The organism is Methylomonas albis, assembly GCF_014850955.1.
In the GTDB taxonomy this organism is placed as follows: Bacteria; Pseudomonadota; Gammaproteobacteria; order Methylococcales; family Methylomonadaceae; genus Methylomonas; species Methylomonas albis.
Genome location: NZ_JACXSS010000001.1, coordinates 580,179 through 602,951, shown reverse-complemented (window position 1 = coordinate 602,951; position 22,773 = coordinate 580,179). Strand labels below are relative to the sequence as shown.

Sequence of the window (22,773 nt, the reverse complement as noted above, 5' to 3'; positions counted from 1 at the left end):
AACGACGGGATCAGCTAAGAAAAACTTAGGTATTTCCGGCGATTGAACTCGGCACATACAAAATTTCCGGCAATACCAATTCCCAACGCTCGCAACGCAGATTTTCGGTATTGCCGGCGGTTTTGTGCCTTACCGAAATGGCGGCAACCCGCACCGCCACTAATTTTCCTGTTGGTGGAGTAAAGGCTTTGGCCATCCGCGTGACTGTCATACCGTTTAAATCCGCCAACTCCCAACCGCTTTGCCCATCGTTTCTGGCTCGCAATGTCAACTCGCTGCCAACCTCCAATGCCGCAATCGTCCGATGAATAGGCTTATCCGGCGCGAAATATCCCGGCCATGACAGCGCAACTTGCTCCAAATCGGCCACCCAAGTACGTTGACCCAACGCTGGCAATTCGCGACTAAATTGCGGCTGGGTTTTAACGCAAAGCGCCTCGCAGTCTCGAATAAAAGCATGCCGCCCACCCTGTTTGGCGCAAATAGTCAGGGTTTTGCGGGCGCGGGTCATAGCCACGTAAAACAGTCGCCGCTCTTCGTCGCTGCTTTGCTGCCAGCCGCCGCCGTCCAGAATCAACACATGATCAAACTCCAAGCCCTTGGCACGATGCGCTGTCAATAACAGCAACGGGGCGTGCCGACTATCGTTTACCCCGGACTGGCTGCCGGAACCGAATTCGTAAAGCGCTTCGACAAGGTTGCTAACCACATGCTGACAGCCTGGGGTGACAGTCTCGGCAGCGATGATAAATTGCGCCAGCATGGCGCGATAAGGATGTTCGATCAGCTCATCCACTGATTGCCGGTAGCGACGCTGAAACCAGTGCGACAAGGCCCCGTAGCGCAGCAATACTCTGGACTTACCAGACTTAGCCTGTGGCTTGTTCAACAAAGCCAGCAGACCATAGCCTTCCCGTGTGCCATGCAAATTCAGCAAAGCATTATCGCGCAGCAAGCGCATCGGAATGCCTTGCAAGCGACACAATTCACCTAGTGGCTCTAATGTTTCCCAATGCCTGGCGATCACTGCAAACCGGCCCCAATGGCTGGTTTGGCCCGAACTTGCCAAGCTATTCAGCCGCATCAGCTCGGCCAGCGCCACTTCCACTTCACCATGGAGTGATCCCGGCGTTTCCAGGATATGTACCCGGCCTTGCGTCAAACTATCCAGCTCGGCAAACTCGCCGCCCTCCGCTGTCTCTCGGCGCGCGTAGTTGATTTGGATAGCATGCTGCGTTTTCATCCGCTCTCGCGTCGGCGCAATCACCCGATTTGCGCAATGAATGATCTGCGCGGTGGAGCGATAGTTTTCAATCAGATAGTAAGTTTTGGCTTGATAGTCAGTCGCAAATTGCTTGATGAAGCGCACATTGGCTTGGTTGAACGCGTAAATATTTTGGTCATCGTCGCCCACCGCCAGCAAGGACAATTTATCGTCCTCGCTGTTGATGGCTCTGCCGGCCAGCGCGCTGATCAATTCGTAATGCTCGGCGTTGATGTCCTGATATTCATCCACCAGCAAATAGCGCAAACCGGATAGCAAGCGGTCGCGCTGGATGCCCGGCCCCAACTCATCGCCCTGCTCCGCTTGCTGCAATAATGCCGTGGCGGACTTAAACACCGCCTTAAAGTCGACTTGTTCGCCATGCTCGGCGGCTACCGCATAGCTAGTACCGGTGAGGCGCATCGCCAGACTGTGCAGAGTTTGTACGGTCACCCCGGCGGCATCGGCACCGATTAATGCCCATAAACGCTTGCGGATTTCGACGGCCGCCGAGCGGTTATAACTCAACACCATAATGTCTTCCGGCAACACCATGCATTCGCGCAGCAACCAGGCCACCCGATGCACAATCACCTTGGTTTTGCCGGAGCCGGGACCGGCCAGCACCAGTTGACTGCCTTCCAGCGGCGCGGCGACGATGGCTTGTTGTTCGGGGTTTTGCAGGTCGGTGAGGATACGTCGATGTGCGGCTTCGGTGGTCGCCATTTCCAAAATATCCTGGCGACCGGCGAAATAGCGGCGCACAAATTCATGCCTGTCCATGCCAAAGTAATCGACGATAAACGCCATCGCCGCCTGAATCTTACCCAGCGCCAAACGGGCGTATTCCGCCATTACATGCACCTGGATGATCTTGTCCTTGTAATGCAAAGCCAGCTCGGCGTAATCGGATTTTTTAAACTGCCGGCGCCGGGCTTCGGCATTCAGCTGAATGCTCATCGCCGCGCGGAACACCGCCTTACCGCGCGCCAGATGCAATACTTCGTTGCTGTCCAGATAAATCAACGCCGCCGCCAAGGCCACATTCCAGTCGCGCACCTCCAGATCCTGCAAGGTCAGATCGGCTTGCAAGGCTGCTTCCAAATCACCTTGCTTACAGGTGACCAGCAGATTATTGCCCTGCCGCCGCGCCAGAAAGTAGTTCAGCAACGCCTGGGCCAGCCGCATACGCTTGTGGCGGATGGTGTCGATGTCCTGCCAGCTGCGCAGCAATTTCAAATAGCGATTATCCTGACCGGCCGGACGCAACGCGAAAAAGCCGCGCAGACCGCTGCCATCGCCAAAGGCTTCGGCAAACGATTTCATCAAGCGGGTCAATTTGTCCGGCGTCAATGCCACGCCGGCGTCGCGGCGCAAGGTATCGCACAGCCGCCGCACATTCAAAATCTGCCATTGCTCGCGATCCGCATCCGGCGCGGCCTCGCGCAGACTGGCAATCAAGCCATCTTCCAACTTACGCAAGTCTTCCAGCCTGTCGGCGGTATCGGGGTCTCGGTACAGCGTCACCCCGATTTCGGTATCGTTGGATACCAGTTTAAAGCGGTCCAAATCCCGCAACATGCTCTGCACGTCGTGAGAGTTGCGGCCGGTCGCCAGCATCAAGTCGTCGGTGCTAATACCTTCGTCGTCTTCGCTATAAAACAATTGCGACAACAGCGCGATATAAGGCTCAATATCGGCATTCGGCCCCAGTTTTTTCTGCAGCAACACTCTGGCTTCATCGATACTGGCCACCTGCAAGCTGCCCGGAAATACCCGGGTGTGATTTTCCTGGCGCTCCAGCAAACGCGCTTCTTCCAGCCAGGCCACCGCGATGCGGACCTTGGTGTCGGCATCGGCGGCGTCGGGATCGATGCCGTGCTTGTCCGGAATTTCCAGGAGGATTTCGCCGCTGGTGACCACCACCGAACCTTCGCTGCGGTCTTTGCGCTCGATGCTGCGTAAAGCTTTTAAAATCGCGTAAATATCGTGTTGCGTCAGCCGCGAATTACGCAACAGGCGAAACTGCACATCCAGATCGGCGTCGTCGTAAAGCAACACGCAGCGCGCCGGGTCTTGGTCGCGCCCTGCCCGGCCCGCTTCCTGTAGATAATTTTCCAAGGAACCCGGCGTATCCAAATGAATCACCAGCCGCACGTCGGCCTTATCCACGCCCATGCCAAAGGCATTGGTGGCGGCGATGACGCGCAACTCGCCGGCGATGAAGGCTTCCTGCACCTGGCGTTTTTGTTCGGGCTGCATGCCGCCGTGGAAATAGCCGCAATCCAGGCCGGCCTGTTTTAAAAATTCGGCCATTTCCTCCACGGTTTTCTGCCGGGCGCAAAACACGATAGCGCCACCGGCGTCGTGTAAGCTTTGCTCCAACAAACGCAACACTTCCGGATATTTTGCTTGGGCAGGCACCGCATGCACTTCGTACTGCAGGTTTTCGCGGCTGACGCCGCCAGTCAAACACGCCAGCGTAAAGCCTAAGCGCTTAAAAAAATGCTCGACAATATCCTCTACCACGTCCGGCTTGGCGGTGGCGGTAAAACAAAACACCGGCGACGGTTTGTCCTTTTGCCGGGCCTTGATAAAGCGAGACACATATAAATAGTCCGGGCGAAAATCGTGGCCCCATTTGGATAAACAGTGCGCTTCGTCAAACACCCAAGCACCCACTTCGCGATGCTGCAAGGCCTTGGCGAAAGCGCTGCTTCTAAATTGCTCCGGCGCGATAAAAATCAAACCCAAATCGCCCAGCCGCAACTTATCCAGCATCACCTGCCGTTCCAGTGGATTCAGCAAGCTGTTGATGTAACCGGCGCAAGTGATGCCGCGCGCTTCCAGGTTATCGACCTGATCCTTCATCAAGGATTGCAGCGGCGAGATAATCACCGTCAAACTGCCGTTGCGGTAAAAGCGCGCCAGCGCAGGCAATTGGTAACACAGCGATTTGCCGCCACCGGTCGGTAAAATCGCCAGCGTCGGCGTGCCGGCAAAGCCGTATTCGACGATAACCTGTTGCAAAGAGCGGCCGTCCTCGGTAGTTGGCGTCGGCCGGAACTGCGTGATGCCCGGAAAATAGCGCGGCAGCAGTTGCGACAGATCGTGCTGCTCCCGACACCAGCCACATTCGGCATCACCGCACGGCACATCGCGCAAGGTGGCGATAAGTTCTCGGGTTTTCGGGAACGACAAGCTCACCCAAGGCGGCAGTACGGAATTGCCGCCCGAAACTCGCAACCAGGCCAGCACGTAGGCCAGCGGCTTGTGCCAATCCGGCTCCGGCAAATAGTCGTTGACGATCTGCTGCTGCCCGGCCCGGCATACCTTGCCGGCGGTGGCGCGCCGCCAGGCCGCTTGCGCATCGCTCAAGGACGGCCTTAGCGCCGCGCGCAAAGTCGCAAAGAAGTTCGCCACACCCTTGCCATTTTCCGGTGCCAATAAAAAATGCAGGCACAGCGCTTCGTCCGGATGCTCCGTAACCCGCTGCCGCAAGGCCTCGGCCTGATCCAGAAACAGCTCGTAAGCCAATTCCGCGTCGCGAACCGGATTGTTGCGGGTGGTGGTGCAAAGCTTGTAGTCCTTCACCAAGCGATGATAAGGATTTTGCGGAAAGGCCACCGGCGACAATTCCAGCGTATCAACCAGCGGCAAGCGATGCAGCGCCAAATCGGGATGCAACACCAGCAAAGCCGGCTGATCGAAAGCAATCACGTTATGCCCCAACACAAACGCCGCACCTTCGCTGATCTGATCCAGTTTTTTAGTCAGCTCGGCAGCTTTACCGGATAAGCGCAAACGGGCATCGGTATCCGGCCGATACGCACCGATCTCCCGCAGCCGCAAGCTATCCTGACGGGCGGTTTCAATGTCGATGCACAAGCACTTGGCTCGGATTCTGTCGGGTGGTTGAGCCATTATGTGAGGGGAATGGAATGCAGGTAATTTATGTTCAAACCAGATAGAGATTACTTAATAAGCTCGACCTGCCGGTTGCCAACTCTCCATGCCGAGCTAGGCGAGCGAGGCCTTAAAGATAGCGCAATCTAATCAGGGTTCTATACCTACACGCAATGCACTGAAATTTGGTCATAACCAATACGACACCAATTAGCAACATTACCTGGCCCAACGCCGCGCGTCTTTGAGAAGTAACAGGAGCTGTTGTTCTTGTAAGGGAGAGGCAATAAATCCAAAACGCCTGTAAAAACGGGCGGCCTCATCATCAATCGGGTGCGATTGCCCGGATGCCTGCTTGCTCTGCAATCAGCAGCGATCTTCGAATAGCATCCTGCAACAATCCGATGCCGATACCGCGCCCTTGATGATCTTTGGAAACCGCCAAACGAGCAAGAATTGCGACTGGAATGGGGTACTGTCCCATTCCTTTGCGAATACGTTCCGGGGCATCCAACGTGTCGATTTAACCAACAGTCAAACTGAAAAAGCCAATGACTCGTTGAGTATCGTCTGTAACGACAAAGGTTTTAGCTGAACCACTGCCCTGCGCTAGCCTGGCATGACGAACCAACCATTCGTTAAGCGCTGGTTTGCCACAATCGAAAAAATCCAGATGGTGCAATGCCCCAAGGGACTCAGGGCAACAGTGACTCACGAATTATCCCAGGGAGTGGTTCGGGAAAACAAGTCGCGTAACCCCTCATTTTCTTCGCTTGGGCCATACAATAAATCCAAAAAAGCCTGATATTGGCTGCCTGATACCATAAACAATCGTTGGTCGAGCAAGGTTTGTTCAGCTGCTTGACAGGCGCTGTCAAGAATAAACTCAGTTAAAGACTTGTGCGCCACCTCTGCCGCTCGACGCAATATAGCTTCTTGCTCTGGTGTAGCGCGCAGCCCCAATCGAGCAGATCGGGTTGCGACAGTGGCTGCAATTCTCATGGGTGCCTCAAGGAATTAGATTACCCCACTATGTTAGTACAAACGCACAGAAACTATTCCAAACCTCTTTTTACAATTAAATAATCCCGCTTGGATTGACCAATAACAGCTCATTCGCTGAAAATCTTGGAAACGGAGCGATAGCGAAGTGAAGATTTTTAGTCCCCGATAGCCGTAGCGCCGGGCGGGTATTCGCAGCGAAGCGGAGAAAACCTGCAAGGCATCGCGACACGGCGTCAAGTCATGCGAGAGCCGATGTTTCGACCCCCTGTTGGGTCGAGACGAGGTGACGCGGACGAATCGGGGCCGCCGAAGGCATAAACTGCCAGCAAATTTTTCGCGCTGAAATCGGATGGGACCCATTTCAGCTTTACCGAAAAATGCTGGCGCTCTTGTGTTTTAGATCAATCCCTTTGAAAGCACGTCCTTGGTTTAAGTCATAGCAAATTCGGTGACGTATTAGCTCACACTCCAAGCCTCACTTAATACCTCGGCTTGTTTTAAACACAGCTCAACCGCTTCATCGGCTTTATCCGGTGGATACTTCCAACGCCGCAAGGCTCTTCTGACCAGATTTCGCAATCTGGCCCGCACGCTATCGCGCTTGGCCCAATCGACAGTGGTGCTGTTACGCAATTGCTCGGTAATATATTTCGCCAGTTCGCGTAGATTGTTATCACCCAACTCACGCACGGCCGATTCATTTTGAATCAAGGCCCGATAAAAGGCGATTTCATCCGGATTTAAACCCAGTTTTTCCGCTTGCGCCAAATCCGCCTGCATGTCTTTGGCAATGGCAATTAGCTCTTCAATCACCTGAGCGGTTTCTATCGCGCGGTTATGATATTTGCGTAAAGACTCCAGAATGCGATCAGAGTATTTTTTCTCGGATACCACATCGGTTTTCATGCGAGCCTTCACTTCATCGCGCAGCAAACGTTCCAGCAAATCGACGGCCAAATTTTTCTCTTTCAGCCGCGCCACATCATCCATAAACTCTGGCGACAGCAAGCCAATATTAGGCTTATCCAAACCCACCAAGCTAAAAATATCATCCACGCCATCGGCCACAATGGCATTATCGATAATCTGCTTCAGTGCCGAGTTTTTCTCTTCATCGGTGCGGCGTTTATCCACCGTCGTAAATTTGCTTATCGCCGCTTTTACAGCGCTTAGAAAGGCAATTTCCTTTTTCAGCGGCTCGACTTCATCCAGCGTCGAACATAAAGTGTAGGCATGGCTTAACGCCGTCATCACATCCAAAAAGCGCTTTTTACCGTCTAGCTCACCATTACGGCCTTGCAAACTTAAAACATGATTCATCGCGCCCGGTAATAACTGCAAGGCCTGGGTGGCAAAGGCACTGTAATCAAAGCCCTGCATCATGCCCCGCACAATATCCAGTTTTTCAAGTAGCAGCGCATAGGCCTCATGCGTATCCAGCGTGGGTGCCCCTTTGCCTTTGGAATCGGTATAGGTTTTCAGCGCCTGCTTTAACTCGCTGGCGATACCGATATAATCCACCACCAAGCCGCCGGGCTTATCTTTAAACACCCGATTCACCCGTGCAATCGCTTGCATCAGGTTGTGGCCTTTCATCGGTTTATCGATGTACATGGTATGGCAGCACGGCGCATCAAAACCGGTTAGCCATATATCGCGCACAATCACCAATTGCAACGGATCCCCCGCATCTTTAAAGCGTTTTTCAAACAGCTTTTTAGAGGCTTTACTGTAAATATGCGGCTGTAACTTGGCATGGTCCGATGCCGAACCCGTCATGACAATTTTAATCGCGCCCTTGTTGGGGTCGGCGTCGTGCCATTCCGGCTTAAGCGCAACGATGGCGTTATACAGCTCCACACAAATATCCCGGCTCATGCACACGATCATGGCTTTGCCCGGCATACTGGCAATCCGGGTTTCGAAATGACTCGCCAAATCCTTCGCAACCTGCTCCACCCGTGGCGTACTACCCACCAGTTTTTCCAAGGCGGCCCATTGGGATTTGGTATTTTCGCGGCTGGCGATGTCTTCTTCATCTTCAATCACCTCGTCCACTTCCGCATTCAAAGCCTCGATGTCTGCCGTGTTTATGTCCAGCTTTGCCAGGCGCGATTCATAATAAATCGGCACCGTCGCGCCATCATCCACCGCGTCTTGAATATCGTAAATCGACACATAATCGCCAAACACCGCGCGCGTGTCTTTATCTTGCGCGGCAATCGGCGTACCGGTAAAGCCAATAAAGCTGGCGCTGGGCAAGGCATCGCGCAAATGCTTGGAATAACCAAAGGTATATTGGCCTTTGGCATTTAGCTTGGCTTTATCGCCATATTGGCTGCGATGCGCTTCATCGCTGATCACCACGATATTGTGGCGAGTACTTAACACCGGATGACTGGCTTCATCCGCCAGCAAGGCAAATTTTTGGATGGTGGTAAAAATAATCCCGCCCGCTTGGCGTGCGGCCAACATCTCGCGCAAATCGTCACGGTCACCCGCCTGCACCGGCGTTTGTTTCAGCGTTTCCACCGCCATGCTAAAGGTATTAAACAGCTGGCCGTCCAAATCGTTTCGATCGGTCACCACCACGATGGTCGGGTTATTCATCTGCGGCTGCGCTAATAATTTGCTGGCATAACACACCATCGAAATCGACTTGCCCGAACCTTGGGTATGCCACACCACCCCCGCTTTACCTGAACCTGGTACGACGCGCTGGGCATAATCGGCGCGAGGCTCGGCTGAACGGTCATCTATCTGTTGCGCGGCAATCACCGTAGCTTTGACCGCTTCACGCACCGCATGAAACTGATGGTAACCGGCAATCTTTTTAATCAACTGACCATCGTCCTGCTCAAACAAAATAAAGTAATGCAGATAATCTAAAAATAATTCCGGCTGAAAAAAGCCCTTCACCAAGGTTTCCAAACGGTATTCAAACAGCGGTTTATCGTCTTGATTAGCGAGCGTGCGCCACGGCAAAAACCGCTCTTTATTGGCCGTCAGCGAACCCACCCGCGCATGTAGCCCATCACTCACCACCAGCGCCGCGTTAAAGATAAATAAATCGCTGATTTCATCCTTATAGGTTTGCAATTGCTGATAGGCCGCCCAAATATCCGCACTGGCATCCGCCGGGTTTTTCAGTTCCAGCACCGCCAACGGCAAACCATTCACAAACACCACTACATCCGGCCGGCGATGGCCTTTGCTGCCCGCAAGCGTGTATTGATTCACCACCAAAAACTGGTTATTGCTGACCGTGGCAAAATCCAGCAAGGCCACATAATCGGTTTTTTCTTCGCCGCCGATTTTAAAATCAACCTTCACTCCCTCTAATAACAGGCGATGAAACACGTGGTTGCTTTTGATTAACACCGGCGATTCCGGCTTGGCGATTTGCTGGGTTACGCGCTCCAAAACATCGATCGGAATATGCGGATTGATTTTTTGTAGCTGGCTGAGTAAGCGGTCAACGAGCACTATTTGCCGATAATCGACACGTTCCGGGCGCTCACCATCGGGCGCGATGTCATAACCGTTAACATAGTCATAGCCAATGGTTTGAAACCAATCGAGGCAGAGCTGTTCCAGTTGGTCTTCGGTTATCATCGGCTGTCCTTAAAGCATGTCAGTTTCAAGAGCCCAGCAAACCCTTATTGGCCTGCCAAACCGCGTTTAATTGCCGGGTAATCAGCGTTATCGTTTCCGTTTTAAGCTCCAACTCTCTGGCAAGCTCAGCAAAGTTGGCAACCACCTCGACGACTTCCGCAAGCGCTTGCTGCGCCAGTTTCCAGTTGGCAAACCCGGCATGGCGGGCAAGCGTCTGCATGGCTTTAAGGGGTGGATTTTTGCCAAAACCCGCAAATGCCGTGGCATGTTCGGCGTAAGGATGCGGACTAAACGTCACATCATAAAACGGTGCCAAGCGCCAAGCGCCGCTGTCATCCTGCAAAAAGGCCCAGTTTTTACTGTGATCATCCTGATTACAGGCAAACAAATTAAACAACGCCCGCCGAAATTGCCGCTGCCCCACCGCAGGCGATTTGCACAACTGTCGGCTGGCCTTAATCAAATCGGCATAATCCAGACTGGGGCTGCGAAAATCGGCATCCAACAAACCACAGGCGCTGTGCAAATGATAACGCCCGGCCTTATCCCCAGCGCCCCCCAACCAATCAAAGCGTTTTACCGCCAACCATGAACGCGGACCACTGCGGGTAGCCACCTGCAACAACTGCCATTCGGGCGGCTCCAGTTTGGCCCGCTGCGCCAACTGCAAATAGGCCGCCTCACACAAGCCCTCTTCATGCCCCAAAGGCAGATTTTGCGACGTGAATTTCACCAACCACGCGTCATCGCCCGGCTGTGCCCGTGTTCGGCAGTGCAGCGGCTGATCCGGCGACATAAACAGCTGCGCCTTAGGTCGGGCACCACCCGAACTGCTTACCGCCACCAACTCGGCCAACACCTGCTCCGTTTCACCCTCAAACAGCGCCTGCGCCTCCAGACCCAAGTTCGCCAAATCAATCGTCTCGCTGCTGTCTGGCAGCCAATCCGCTACCGGTTCAAAACTGAGTGCCCCCATGCCGTTATGCCCCACAAATGCCAGTCGATCCATCGCGGTCACGTGTGCCGCCAAAATACCCTGCTGACGAAACACCCGATCTTGTAACAGCAAGCCCCAGCCATCGGGCAGACAGTCGGCAAACACCCCGTGAATACCTTGGTGCGGCGTGTCGGGCCCTAGCTGTAGTTCCGTGCTCGGTTTTAAGGTAAACGGCGACAGGTTAGCGTAGCGCTCAAGGTAATCGGCAGCGTATTGAAAAAACACCCCCTGGCGATTTTGCGCCAGCACCCCAACCGCCACCGAATCGCCGGTTGACAAGGTGCGGCGAACGTCCAGCTTTTGGATGGGCTTAAAATTCATCGCGTAGCACCTCATCAATCGAACTCGGCAGCGGCGCGCTCTGGCTGGCAGGCTGCGTCAAGGCATACAAGCGCTGTAAGTCATCCAGGCTCTGCCAAAGCAGCAGCAGTTGCCGAAAAGCGATTTGCCCGGTACGTTCAAACTTTTTGATCGTCGCAGCAGGCACACTGCTTCGCTCGGCCAGCGCCTCTCGCGACCACTTCGCCTGTTCACGCAGGCCACGCAAATGCGCCGCAAACGCCAGCTGCACCTCCGCATCATCCAACAATAAAAATCGACGCATGACTAACCAGAGCTATGGATACAATAGTATCCATTATAGCCGTTATAAGCCAAAAATAGATATCATTGTATCCATCAATAAATTCCATATCTCCGAGGTGGCTTAAAAGCCCCCTCTCCCAGCGGGAGAGGGTTGGGGTGAGGGACAATGACAACAGACCCAGTTTGAATAATTACCCATTGCTCAGGCAGATTTCGCCGGAGAGGAGTTTGGGGAGAAGGGTGTCTCTCACATTAGCGAGCGTTAAATTCTCCAGAGATCCATCTAGGATTTTATTGATTGATGCTTCAATAGTAGAGTCAAATTTTATTAATAAATCAGTACTTGGCCTAGTAATACTTAACTTTTCAAAAGTTGATTTATTAATTATAGGTATTGTAGAACCGCTACTACCAATAAGGAAAATCTCTTGCCTTCTGTTCCTCAAATTAAATCATAGGTAATTACGAAAATATTTTTCACCAACAACGATAGAGTTTATTTGCTGATTAGTAAATGCATTTGCAGGAGAAACAATTGCCTTTCCCATCTAACTGCCAATGCAAGTTACACATATAGAGCCATTCTCAATTTTTGTGTTCTTAATCGACAATTGCCCTTCATGTGTAAGATGGCGTGTTTAAACGGGATGGTGGCGATTAAGTCAATCAATTCGCCCAGTTTGGCAGGATCGATTTGTAAACTGGTATAGCGCTTGTTGAGGATGCCTTTGAGTTTGGCATTATCGTGTTCGATGGCTTCCAGGGCATGGTCGATCAGTTGTCCGACCGAGCTGATGCGGGTGCAGAGGCGTTTTTCGCTGTCATCTTCCGGCGCTTGAGTCAGCACGTCTCCGGCTCTGGTCAGCCAAATGACGCTGTTAATGACGACTTTATTTTGGTTTTGCAAAAACTCCCAACGCGCTACCTTTGGCACCCAAAACACGTTGGTTTCGGCGTAGTAGTCGCGTTGTTCCAGTTCGGCATTGATTTCGGCTTGATAGTCGGCGCTGTCTGCGCCGCCAAAATAAGCAGGGTCTAAATAGTATTCGTGGTCTGGGTTTTTAAATTGATTGGTGAGTTCTACGCGGCGGCTATCAAACGAATCGCTGACGTATTTTAAAAAGATCAAACCGAGTACGGTGTGCTTGTATTGCGAGGCATCCAGGGTGGAGCGCAGCTTGTCGGCGCTGGTCCAGAGTTTTTTATCGAGGTTGTTTAAAAACTGTTGTTAGTCGTCATTGACCATGGGCATTAGGTTTTTTAAATTGATTCTGGCGTCTAGTGGGATTTATCGTAAGCGCTTATTAAACACCACCCTTGACTGAGTTTATTAACGTATGACAGAGGGTGTGAGTTGCCAAGGTAACAGGGCTTCAAAATCTTCTGCCGTTTTTGCCAAAGGCAGTTGCCGGAACACGGCAATCAAATAACCATAAGGCTCAATGCTATTGGCTTTGCAGGTTTCGATGAGCGAATAAAGACTGGCGCTGGCTTGTGCGCCACCCACCGTGTCGCTGAACAACCAGTTGCGACGGCCAATCACAAAGGGGCGAATCGCATTTTCGCAGGCGTTATTATCAATCGGCCAGCGGCCGTTCTCGACAAAACGGATCAGTTTTGGCCATTGGGCTGACAGGTAATGCAGTGCTTTGCCCAGTAAACTGTTAGGCATCACGCCATGCAGGTGTTGTAGCAGCAGTGTTTCGATATTGGCCAGGATCTCGCGACTGTGCGTTTGCCTGAATTGCAGACGTTGTTCGGGACTGGCGTCTTTGGTCCGTGATTCAATGGCGTACAACTGGCCAATCGCGGTGATAAAGCGTGTCGCTAGTGGCTCAGACACTCGGGCTGGTTTGGGCTGCGCGGCTTCGGCTTCGACGAAATAGCGTCGGGCATGCGCCCAACACCCTAAGTGAATCAGGCCGTGACCGGCAGCCAAACCGTTATAGACCTCATAACCATCGCTCATCAGAACGCTGCCGGGTTTGATGCCTTCGTATAAGGGTTGCGCCTGGCTACGACCACGCCCCGGGGTATAGCTGAACAAGCGGATCGGAGGCCCAGAATCGGTCATCTGCACCCACAAATAGCTCTTGGTCTGTGCTGCGCGCCCCGGTTCTTTGAGCACTTGCACCACGGTCTCATCACCGTGAATGACATCCGCTTCCAGTAGTCGATCCCGCAACAGATTAATCAAAGGTTGCAACGCATGTCCTACGCGCACCACACTCGCAGCCAGCGTACTGCGGGATAAATCACCGCCAAAACGGCTCAACAGCGCGGCTTGCCGGTATAACGGCAGGCCGTCCTGATATTTACCGGTAATGACCCAGGCCAGTGCCGCCTCGGTGAGCAAGCCTTTCGGAATAATCCGCACTGGTGCCGGGGTGACCCGGATACTGTCATCACAGCAGGGGCAGGCATATTTGATGCGTTGATGCTGTATCACCCGCACTTGTTGTGGAATGATGTCCAGCTGTTCACTGATTTCGGCACCGATTTCCACCAATGGGCTGCCATCATGCGCGCATACCCGTTCCGACTCTGGCAATTCATGACGGACAATCTCGCGAGGCAGATAAGGATCCAGCGGCTTGCGACCGCGTTTCTTGCGGCTATGGGGGGCGATCTGGACTTCAGTATCGGGAATGCTTTCTTCAGCCACCGGCTGTCCGGTGGGCGCCAACGCTTCGGCTTCGTTGATGAACAAGTCGCGCTGAGCAGGATTAGCTCGGGCTTCAGATTTGGCAGCAAACAGCTGCCGTAAAAAGGCATCGACCCGCTGCTTGAGCAGATCACGCTCGACGGTGACTACACGTAGTTGTTGGGTGAGCATATGCACCAACTGCTGGTCAGCTAACCACGACTGCCGCTCGGCCAATAAGGCCGCATATTCGTCAGATGTCAGCGTGATAGTCGTCGTCATAAGTGCCTATTTTACAAGGTTTTTGACGACGAAACCTCAGCTAATTTGGCTGTAGCTTCGGGCGGAATGTGGGCGCATGGCGGCCAGATCAATGCCCTCTAATAGCCAATGGAGTTGTTCCACGCTCAGCACCATCAGCGCCTCCTGCTTCGGCCAACGGAACCGGTCAGCCTCCAGGCGTTTAATCATTAACCAGAAGCCGTTGCGATCCCAGGCCAGTAACTTGATCCGATCACGGCGGCGATTGCTAAACACAAACACCGCCGACTCAAACGGGTTGAGGCTGAGTCCCTGTTCGACCAGCAGCGCCAGACCATTGATTGCTTTACGGCCGTCCACCGGCTCACGGTACAGATAAACCTTTAACCCCGGGTCGAAGCGGAACATGGCAAGTGGGCCAAGGTGTTTAATAGCGGTGATAGCTCAGCCAGGTCAATGGCCTGGAGCGTCATCTGCACACCGTTCACTAGGGTAATGGACAGCATCGCTTCGCACGTCTGAGACTTAATAACCGGTGTCAGCACCGGCACAAAAGCCGGTAGTGGCGGCACTAACTCATCGGCTTGGGTGTCACGCGCAGCGGCCTGATAGTGATTGATCCACTTTCGTAGTAGGTTAGCATTGATGCCATGCTCCAGCGCTTTGCGTGCAATCGACACACCCGGCTGCAAGCAACTCTGAACCAGCTCTTGTTTAGCGATCGGATCATAGCGGCATCGGCCATCACAGCGGTGACCGATGACTAACCGCCTGGATAACGCACTCTTTGTCTCTAGCATGTAGGTGTCCACTTAGTCGAAGGTGGACACCATCTTCGACTCTTTCAGTTATCGATGACAGACGTAGTTAAATGAGCGCTTACGATTTATCGGTGTTTACCAAACACTACAAATAAGCTTGGACGAAACGTTTTACCGCATCCAACACATCAAGAAGGGAAGCGGTTAGATTAAGAGTCTTGTTGATGACTTCTGCTTTGAGTTCAGAATCATCAGGGTAGTCGTGTTCGTCAAATGGGGCATGGCGTTGCAGTTGACTCACAGCCCAAAGCAACCTATCAGCATGACGGTCATAGATTTTTAGTCTCTCTTGTATCACGGAAATCATTGCCACTGAATCCCGGTCTGTTTAGCAATCTGATAAATAGGTAATTCAACCGAGCCATCGGCTTTACGCAAGACCACGTCGATTTTTTGATCCCCGAGCCTTTTATGTAAATCACGTAGAAACGTCAATTTACTGGTGATCAAGTCCGCTGCCGAGAGCGCTTGGACCTCAATATAGAGGTCGATATAGCCACCTTTCTCTTCATCCCGAACTCTTGAGCCAAACAACCAGACATGGGCATCTTCACCGAAGTCGCTTAGGACGCTTTCCCGTATCGTTTGGGCTTGAGATTGTGATAACCGCATGGTTTGTCGCTCCTTTAACAGCATCTACAAGCCTTTCAGCCATGTAACGAGGTAACCGAATGGATACGGTTGCCATGATTCTAGTAGACTTTATCAGACATAAAAAACCCCGCGAAGTCTTTAAACTCGCAGGGTTTGGTACGTCTTGGGTTTTTCTGGTACTAGTATTTGGTGGAGGTGGGGACTAACGAATCACACTCTGAAACACAGAGGTGACAAGCACTCCAGCAAACTACTGACTACGTGTTACTGCGATAGTTACTGCTCAATTGCCACACAGCAAATAACCTAGATTCAAGGATAACACACAAGCAGTATTTTTGTGTTTTTGAGCCCGTACCAATCTAGATTTGGAATTGAACCCGAGTCCAATTGCTTGTAAGTAGCCCAATGACATTCGCCAATGACTCCGACCGGCCTATTGCAAAATATTAGGGGCTGTTGCCGTTTTACATGGGCAACCAAATGAAAGCGCAGGCCAAAGCGACGACACTTTCAAAATTGCGTTTCAATTTGTCATATCGCGTCGCGATGGCTCTGAAATGTTTCAGTCGCGCAAATACATTTTCAACGAGGTGGCGATACTTGTAGAGGCACCAGTCCATTTCGTCATTCCCAATGGTTGAGTTCTGTTTTCTAGGAATGATAGGCACACTCCCTTTGTCTCGAATTTGAATACGTAAAGACTCACTGTCATAGCCTTTATCAGCAATCATGTGGGCAGCCAAAGGGAGTTTAGCCACCAATTCCGGCGCTTCTTTACAGTCGTGCACCTCGCCCCCCGTCACCGAGAAATGAATGGGCAGCCCGCAAGCATCAACGGCCATATGGATTTTGGTGGTGTTGCCCGCGACGGATTTTCCAATGGCTGTTTCCTGCTCATGGGCCGCGCCACTACTATGTTGATGAGCCTTCACAATACTGCCGTCGATAAATGCCCATTCCAAATCCGGTTCCACCACCAGTCCCCGAAAGATACCCATCAATTTTTCCTGAAGCGACCACGCGTTGAATCGTTTATACACGGCATTCCATTTGCCAAACGTTATAGGCAAGTCTCGCCAGGGGCAGCCTACTCGCAAGCGATAAAAAATCCCCTCTACCGTTTGTCGTAGCGAAGGCTTGTCATAAATCCCCAGGCTCAACATGATGGCTTTGAATTTATTCCAGTATTCATCCGTAAACAACTGTCGTGGCATCGCTTGAGTATAGGTTGATTGAAAAACTCAAGCATTTGGGCTATTCAGTTCGATTTCAAGGCTATCATCCCAAAACGGCAACAGCCTCTAGTAAATTACGAAAACGATGATTTAGACCAGAAACCTGACAATCAGAACAAAGAAAAGCATATGTGCAAGCACAAAAGCCCTACTCGTCCGGCTTGATTTTGTCGTTTATATGGTTACTAGCTTGTTTGTCGGATAACTCTTCGATATGAAATCTTCCAAGCAGTTTTTGTAACAAGTTAATTGAGAGATTGTCACTAAAGCTTCCAATAAATGCAATAATCCAAATCAATTCAGGTGTTTGGGTATTTGCAGTACCAGCAAAAACAATAAGGCCGGCAATTACCATAAGATAAGTTAAAACACCCATAACTATTCCAACTATAGGCCTAAACATTAACCACCTATATGCTTCCGTTCTGTCCGTGAAAGGAAACTGGCCAGCGCGTAACAACATTGAAGTTAAACTCCCAATCATCCCCCAAATCCAAATTGGAAGCGGAATTCCCATTATTAGTAGAGCATTTAACTCTTTCGCACTTGTACCAACTGTAACTACTTTTGCTGCAGTTAACCCGCCTACAAACAACACAAATATATAGACAATCGCAACCACAACAATAAAAGACGTTTTGGCACTTTGAGACCTTCGTATCTCTATCTCTAGTTTTGCCAAAGCCAATCTTGCATCAATTATATTTTTTCTGAAAATTGGTGGTGTTAGAAAATCTTCTGCGTTGGACAGAAGCTGTAGGCATTTCCCTTGTGCATCTGGGAGGTCGCGAAGAGCAAGGGGTATTCGCTCATAAAAATCATCAATATTCTTTCTAAGTTTCTCAACACGGTCAGATTCTGCGCCACTTAATTCCTCAGGAGTAAACTCAATTTTGGAACAAGTCTCCCTTGAGTCTACAGATGTATCCGGATCACTATGATTATTCTGATTTTTTTGATTCATTGTAGTTATTTAGAGTACCAATAATGTTTTTACGCTACAACTAGGGAAGTTTAGAGGTGTATTAAAATTCAGCATCAATTGACGACAAAAAATAGACTATAGCGAAATCCCTCATTTAGGTAAATGATCAACAGTTCGCTGTTTCATCACGTCCAAAAAACGTTAATCAACACTGACGCAATTATATCGGAATCGTTGACTTGATTTGCATCGGAACCTGTAGCTTGAACTCAAGATCAACAGACAAAAGAATTCAACGGCAATTTTTGAGGAACGTCTACTTCTCGTAATGACTCCACATCCGTAAAATCTTCACCTGTCGCTCAGACTCAAGCACCTGATAGACAAGACGATGCTGAATGTTGATTCGCCGTGAATACGCGCCTGATAAATCACCCACTAGCTTTTCATAGGCTGGTGGATTTTGATACGGATCGCTTTCCAATATTTTTAGCAGCTGCAAAGCCTTTTCTTTTAAACCCGCTGATGCAAGATTTTTTGCGTCTTTTTGTGCCTGCTTCGTGAAGATTAACTCCCAGCTCACCAATCTAGTTCCTTGCTACATTCGTCAGCAGGTGTCGCCATACCCTCAACAATAGACTCTCTCATACCGGGAACACTTAATAGAAAGAGCGTTTCCTGAATCGCTGACCAATCCTCAGCGGAAAGCAAAACAGCGTTAGAGCGTTTACCAGTAATTGTTATCGGTTCGTGCGATTCGTTTGCTTGATCTATGAGTCTATAAAGGTTTGTACGTGCTTCGCTTGCTGTGAGTGTTTGCATGTAAGACTCCAATGAGAAAGGATTTTGCCAATCGTACGTTATTACGTACTCATATTCAACAGCAATCATGTTTTGCCATTTGTGAATTTAGAGGGCGTTGGTGTTGCGATGGTTGAACAGGTGTCTACAGGTAGCTCAGGCACTGAATATGCTTTACGAGAACCCGCTTTCAAAAGCATAGCGCCGCCAATCTACAGAACAAAATCTAAATTGGCTTTCAGTAGGCATTCGTAGTTAGGTAAAAATTGGGGGGTACAAAAATTGAAAAAAAACGTACCTTTAATAATTTTTCAATTTTTATAAACTGACAATCAATTGATCAAGACGCTATAGCAGACACAATACTCAAGCTCAAGTAGGGTACATTTTTGATAGTTTTTTGTTCCTTTTTTACAAACAGATTCATAAGTATAGAGGCTGTTGCCGTTTTGGGATGATAGCCTTGAAATCGAACTGAATAGCCCAAATGCTTGAGTTTTTCAATCAACCTATACTCAAGCGATGCCACGACAGTTGTTTACGGATGAATACTGGAATAAATTCAAAGCCATCATGTTGAGCCTGGGGATTTATGACAAGCCTTCGCTACGACAAACGGTAGAGGGGATTTTTTATCGCTTGCGAGTAGGCTGCCCCTGGCGAGACTTGCCTATAACGTTTGGCAAATGGAATGCCGTGTATAAACGATTCAACGCGTGGTCGCTTCAGGAAAAATTGATGGGTATCTTTCGGGGACTGGTGGTGGAACCGGATTTGGAATGGGCATTTATCGACGGCAGTATTGTGAAGGCTCATCAACATAGTAGTGGCGCGGCCCATGAGCAGGAAACAGCCATTGGAAAATCCGTCGCGGGCAACACCACCAAAATCCATATGGCCGTTGATGCTTGCGGGCTGCCCATTCATTTCTCGGTGACGGGGGGCGAGGTGCACGACTGTAAAGAAGCGCCGGAATTGGTGGCTAAACTCCCTTTGGCTGCCCACATGATTGCTGATAAAGGCTATGACAGTGAGTCTTTACGTATTCAAATTCGAGACAAAGGGAGTGTGCCTATCATTCCTAGAAAACAGAACTCAACCATTGGGAATGACGAAATGGACTGGTGCCTCTACAAGTATCGCCACCTCGTTGAAAATGTATTTGCGCGACTGAAACATTCCAGAGCCATCGCGACGCGATATGACAAATTGAAACGCAATTTTGAAAGTGTCGTCGCTTTGGCCTGCGCTTTCATTTGGTTGCCCATGTAAAACGGCAACAGCCCCTAGTTGACGCTACACCAATGGCTTAAACCAATTATTTAAATTAGCTATTACGCTTCAAATAAAACAGATGCCCTGGAGGGATCATGAACACATAAACTGAAATTAACTGACTGCGCATTCAACATCTCTAACGCTAGATATAAATCTAGTAGGGCCTACTTGCGCCCTAAAATCAAGACAATACCGAATTAAGCTAAACACTTATTTTGCAGGTAGCGGCTTAAGAGAGACTGTTTGTCAAAAACAGCGATAGATCGTTATACCCTAAAGAATCACTTTGGACACAACCCAATGAAAAAAAACGATATTAATTATAGACAAAAAAACACGGAAAACAAAGAAGAATCTTGTTCTGACGGCCCAGAAATAGCCACGGAGATTCAAATAATACGAATAAAGGCTGTGTGCGAAAAAACGGGAGTTTCAAGATCAGGCTTATACAGACTAGTAGCATCAGGGGATTTCCCAAAACCTATATCTTTAACAAGTTATACAAAAGGCTGGATTGAAAGCGAAGTAAATCAGTGGTTACAAGAAAGAGCTAAAAAAAGAAAATCAATAGACACAACAGCTAAGTGAATATCAAGATTATTAATATTATAGAGTAAGCAAACGTTACTAAAAATTAAGAATAAATTATGATTATAGACAAAGACCACAGCATTATACCTGAGCAACATAACGGATTAATACTGAAAAGAAGTTTCCAATTTTGCGATGAGAAAAACAATATAGTTGGATATACAGCATATTACGGCAGCACAAAAGTCAAAAGGATGTATTTACTATTTATGGATAAATAGCATAGATGCTGACCTTGGAAAAATCCCCCCATTAAATTTAAGTCTATTTTTAAACACAACTAATAATGAGCAAATACTGATCGCAGATAACGAATTTGAAGCGGAGATATTCAGAAAATTAAGATATTGCGCTGTAGCTTCAGCACACGACTGGAATTTTCAACACGAAACTGACTGGTCGCCATTGAATAAATGCAAACAAGTCTATTTATTTCCCAAAAATGATGAACTAGGAGAAAGAAATATGAAACTTATTGCAGCAGAAATACTTAAATTAGATGAACCACCGATAATTAAGATTGTACGAAATGATGAAATATCAGAAGGGGATAGCTTTCTGGATTGGTTAAAAACTATAAGCGGCTCAAACTGGAATAATACTTTTAAAAATCAATCGCGTTGTTACATAGTGTGATTGCAGAGGCTCTAATTGACGCAAATGATATTCCCGAAGAGTGGGGACTTAAAAATGATGAACATGAAGAAGATGACTGGCCGGAGCCAGGTAACATTAATAAATTGATGCCACCCGTGATGACATTAAAGGAAAAAATGCTCCCAGTAGAACTTAGGGCATGGGTGGTAAATGCCAGCGAACGATTACAAACCCCTTTTGACTTAGTAGCAATCAGCGCAATCATCGCCATTGGCTCTTTGATTGGATCAGGTTGTGCAATAAAACCAAAGCAAAATGACGACTGGGTGGAGTTTGCAAATCTATGGGGGATATTAATTGCCAATCCTTCAAATAAGAAAAGCCCCGCTATGAACGAAATTATGATTTTAATACAACGTTTGCAGCGAGAAATTGACGACGAATTTGAAGAAGATTCAAAAGAATATCAATTACGAAACATACAAAATAAAGCAAAATTAAAGGACATTGAAAAACGCATTGGAAACTTAGCAAAGGAAAGGATAGACCCAGACGAGGCCCTTAGACTTGAATATTACGATGTCTTGAAGGCAATTAAAGAGAGACATCATGGGGTAATATTAAAAACCAACGAAACCACAATACCTAAGCTGACCGAATTATTTAAAACAAATAGCAGAGGTATATTCTTAATCCGCGACGAAATAGTTGGCTTGTTAGCAAAATGGGAGAAGAACAATACGGAGCGATCTTATTATTTATCAGCCTGGAGCAATAAAACAGGTTATGTCAATAGCACCATCATACGCGGAAATACCAACGCTACAACCACGAGTATCAGCGTACTAGGAACGGCTCAACCTGACACTATTAAATAATATGTAATCAAGGCCAAAGAAATTCGCAATGATGGTTTGATTCAACGATTTCAACTCGCAGTATATCCTGACGAGTTAGAAATGTATGACTCAACGGATATTAGCCCGGACAAAGAAGCCACCGAACGAGTATATAGCCTGATGAGAAAAATCTTAAAGATGAATTTCGTTGAACATGGGGGAATTAAGATGCCAAATAAAGACCAACCCTATTTCAAATTTTCAAGAAATGCTCAACAAATATTCAACAGATGGCAAAGACGACTCTTAGAAAAACAAAATGCCAATGAAGAGAGCCCTATCATGAAGCAGCACCTAGCAAAATACTCAAAATTAGTTCCAAGTTTAGCCCTTATATTTCATTGCATTCAGTTAGCGGATAAAGACTCAAGAGAAGACATTAAAAGTAACACGCTTATGTTAGCTATAGAATGGGGAAAGTACCTTGAGTCGCACGCCCGCAGAATATACTCATTCGCAGACATCTCAGAATTAGTAGCTGAAAAATTAATACAAATAATTGACTATCATGATTTAAAGCCAGTTTTTAGTATAAGAGACATATACAGCAAACATCGGTCTGGACTTGGAAGACATGAAGTTAACATTGGCATTGATCTTTTACTAAAGGAGAACTTTATAAAAGAAGTTCACAGTGAGAAAAGAAAAGGTAGTCCATCGCAAAAATATGCGGTCAATCCAAAAGCGTTTAATTAGCTTTTAAACACTCCTTGCACCCGTCATTCATTCAATAACAAATTATAAGACCCCAA

18 protein-coding genes and 1 pseudogene are annotated in these 22,773 nt (G+C 49.0%); 4 read left to right on the top strand and 15 right to left on the bottom strand.

The window, feature by feature from the left end; translation table 11 throughout:
- Positions 1-25: 25 nt before the first annotated feature.
- The 15 genes from EBA_RS02905 to EBA_RS02830 form a co-directional block, all read right to left on the bottom strand.
- Entirely contained in the window at positions 26-5,188 is a 5,163-nt protein-coding gene (locus EBA_RS02905) for a RecQ family ATP-dependent DNA helicase (RefSeq protein WP_192373095.1), read from the bottom strand.
- Positions 5,189-5,881: 693 nt separating this feature from the next.
- Positions 5,882-6,172 (bottom strand): type II toxin-antitoxin system TacA family antitoxin, encoded by a 291-nt coding sequence (locus EBA_RS02895; RefSeq protein WP_192373093.1) that lies wholly within the window; start codon positions 6,170-6,172, stop codon positions 5,882-5,884.
- A gap of 459 nt (positions 6,173-6,631) precedes the next feature.
- Entirely contained in the window at positions 6,632-9,790 is a 3,159-nt protein-coding gene (locus EBA_RS02890; protein ID WP_192373091.1) for a type I restriction endonuclease subunit R, read from the bottom strand.
- Positions 9,791-9,815: 25 nt separating this feature from the next.
- Positions 9,816-11,108 (bottom strand): type II toxin-antitoxin system HipA family toxin, encoded by a 1,293-nt coding sequence (locus tag EBA_RS02885; protein ID WP_192373089.1) that lies wholly within the window; start codon positions 11,106-11,108, stop codon positions 9,816-9,818.
- The gene (locus EBA_RS02880; protein ID WP_192373087.1) at positions 11,098-11,391 is read right to left on the bottom strand and encodes a helix-turn-helix domain-containing protein; all 294 of its coding nucleotides are present in this window, start codon (positions 11,389-11,391) and stop codon (positions 11,098-11,100) included. The genes EBA_RS02885 and EBA_RS02880 overlap by 11 nt, the downstream gene beginning before the upstream one ends.
- Positions 11,392-11,937: 546 nt before the next feature.
- Positions 11,938-12,537 carry a type I restriction-modification system subunit M N-terminal domain-containing protein gene (locus tag EBA_RS02875; protein WP_229427424.1) on the bottom strand — a complete coding sequence of 200 codons (600 nt, stop codon included), beginning with the start codon at positions 12,535-12,537 and terminating at the stop codon, positions 11,938-11,940.
- A gap of 165 nt (positions 12,538-12,702) precedes the next feature.
- Positions 12,703-14,298, bottom strand: a complete 1,596-nt coding sequence (gene tnpC, locus EBA_RS02870) for an IS66 family transposase (RefSeq protein WP_192373085.1) — start codon at positions 14,296-14,298, stop codon at positions 12,703-12,705.
- A gap of 36 nt (positions 14,299-14,334) precedes the next feature.
- Complete coding sequence (gene tnpB, locus EBA_RS02865; protein ID WP_192373083.1) at positions 14,335-14,685, bottom strand: IS66 family insertion sequence element accessory protein TnpB; 351 nt, start codon at positions 14,683-14,685, stop codon at positions 14,335-14,337.
- A complete protein-coding gene (locus EBA_RS02860) occupies positions 14,661-15,077 on the bottom strand; it encodes a transposase (protein ID WP_192373081.1) in 417 nt (138 codons plus the stop codon). Before EBA_RS02860 ends, tnpB begins: the two co-directional genes overlap by 25 nt.
- A 106-nt stretch (positions 15,078-15,183) precedes the next feature.
- On the bottom strand, positions 15,184-15,405 hold the full coding sequence (locus EBA_RS02855; RefSeq protein ID WP_192373079.1) for a hypothetical protein: 222 nt from the start codon (positions 15,403-15,405) through the stop codon (positions 15,184-15,186).
- A complete protein-coding gene (locus EBA_RS02850) occupies positions 15,402-15,710 on the bottom strand; it encodes a nucleotidyltransferase domain-containing protein (RefSeq protein WP_192373077.1) in 309 nt (102 codons plus the stop codon). The genes EBA_RS02855 and EBA_RS02850 overlap by 4 nt, the downstream gene beginning before the upstream one ends.
- 449 nt (positions 15,711-16,159) lie before the next feature.
- Positions 16,160-16,909: an IS5 family transposase gene (locus EBA_RS02845; RefSeq protein ID WP_192372303.1), complete on the bottom strand. Its 750-nt coding sequence runs from the start codon at positions 16,907-16,909 to the stop codon at positions 16,160-16,162.
- A gap of 169 nt (positions 16,910-17,078) precedes the next feature.
- Entirely contained in the window at positions 17,079-17,894 is an 816-nt protein-coding gene (locus EBA_RS02840; protein WP_192373075.1) for a hypothetical protein, read from the bottom strand.
- A gap of 277 nt (positions 17,895-18,171) precedes the next feature.
- A complete protein-coding gene (locus EBA_RS02835; RefSeq protein WP_192373073.1) occupies positions 18,172-18,438 on the bottom strand; it encodes a Txe/YoeB family addiction module toxin in 267 nt (88 codons plus the stop codon).
- Positions 18,435-18,677: a type II toxin-antitoxin system Phd/YefM family antitoxin gene (locus EBA_RS02830; RefSeq protein WP_192373071.1), complete on the bottom strand. Its 243-nt coding sequence runs from the start codon at positions 18,675-18,677 to the stop codon at positions 18,435-18,437. Before EBA_RS02830 ends, EBA_RS02835 begins: the two co-directional genes overlap by 4 nt.
- A 501-nt stretch (positions 18,678-19,178) precedes the next feature.
- Between EBA_RS02830 and EBA_RS02825 the strand changes: the two genes are divergently transcribed.
- From EBA_RS02825 to EBA_RS02810, 4 genes and pseudogenes are all read left to right on the top strand, one after another.
- On the top strand, positions 19,179-19,928 hold the full coding sequence (locus tag EBA_RS02825; RefSeq protein WP_192373068.1) for an IS5 family transposase: 750 nt from the start codon (positions 19,179-19,181) through the stop codon (positions 19,926-19,928).
- A 306-nt stretch (positions 19,929-20,234) separates the two neighbouring features.
- Positions 20,235-20,522 carry a helix-turn-helix transcriptional regulator gene (locus EBA_RS02820; RefSeq protein WP_192373066.1) on the top strand — a complete coding sequence of 96 codons (288 nt, stop codon included), beginning with the start codon at positions 20,235-20,237 and terminating at the stop codon, positions 20,520-20,522.
- 156 nt (positions 20,523-20,678) lie between these two features.
- Positions 20,679-21,161, top strand: a complete 483-nt coding sequence (locus EBA_RS02815) for a hypothetical protein (RefSeq protein WP_192373064.1) — start codon at positions 20,679-20,681, stop codon at positions 21,159-21,161.
- 107 nt (positions 21,162-21,268) lie between these two features.
- Positions 21,269-22,717, top strand: a pseudogene (locus tag EBA_RS02810) (DUF3987 domain-containing protein).
- Positions 22,718-22,773: the final 56 nt, after the last annotated feature.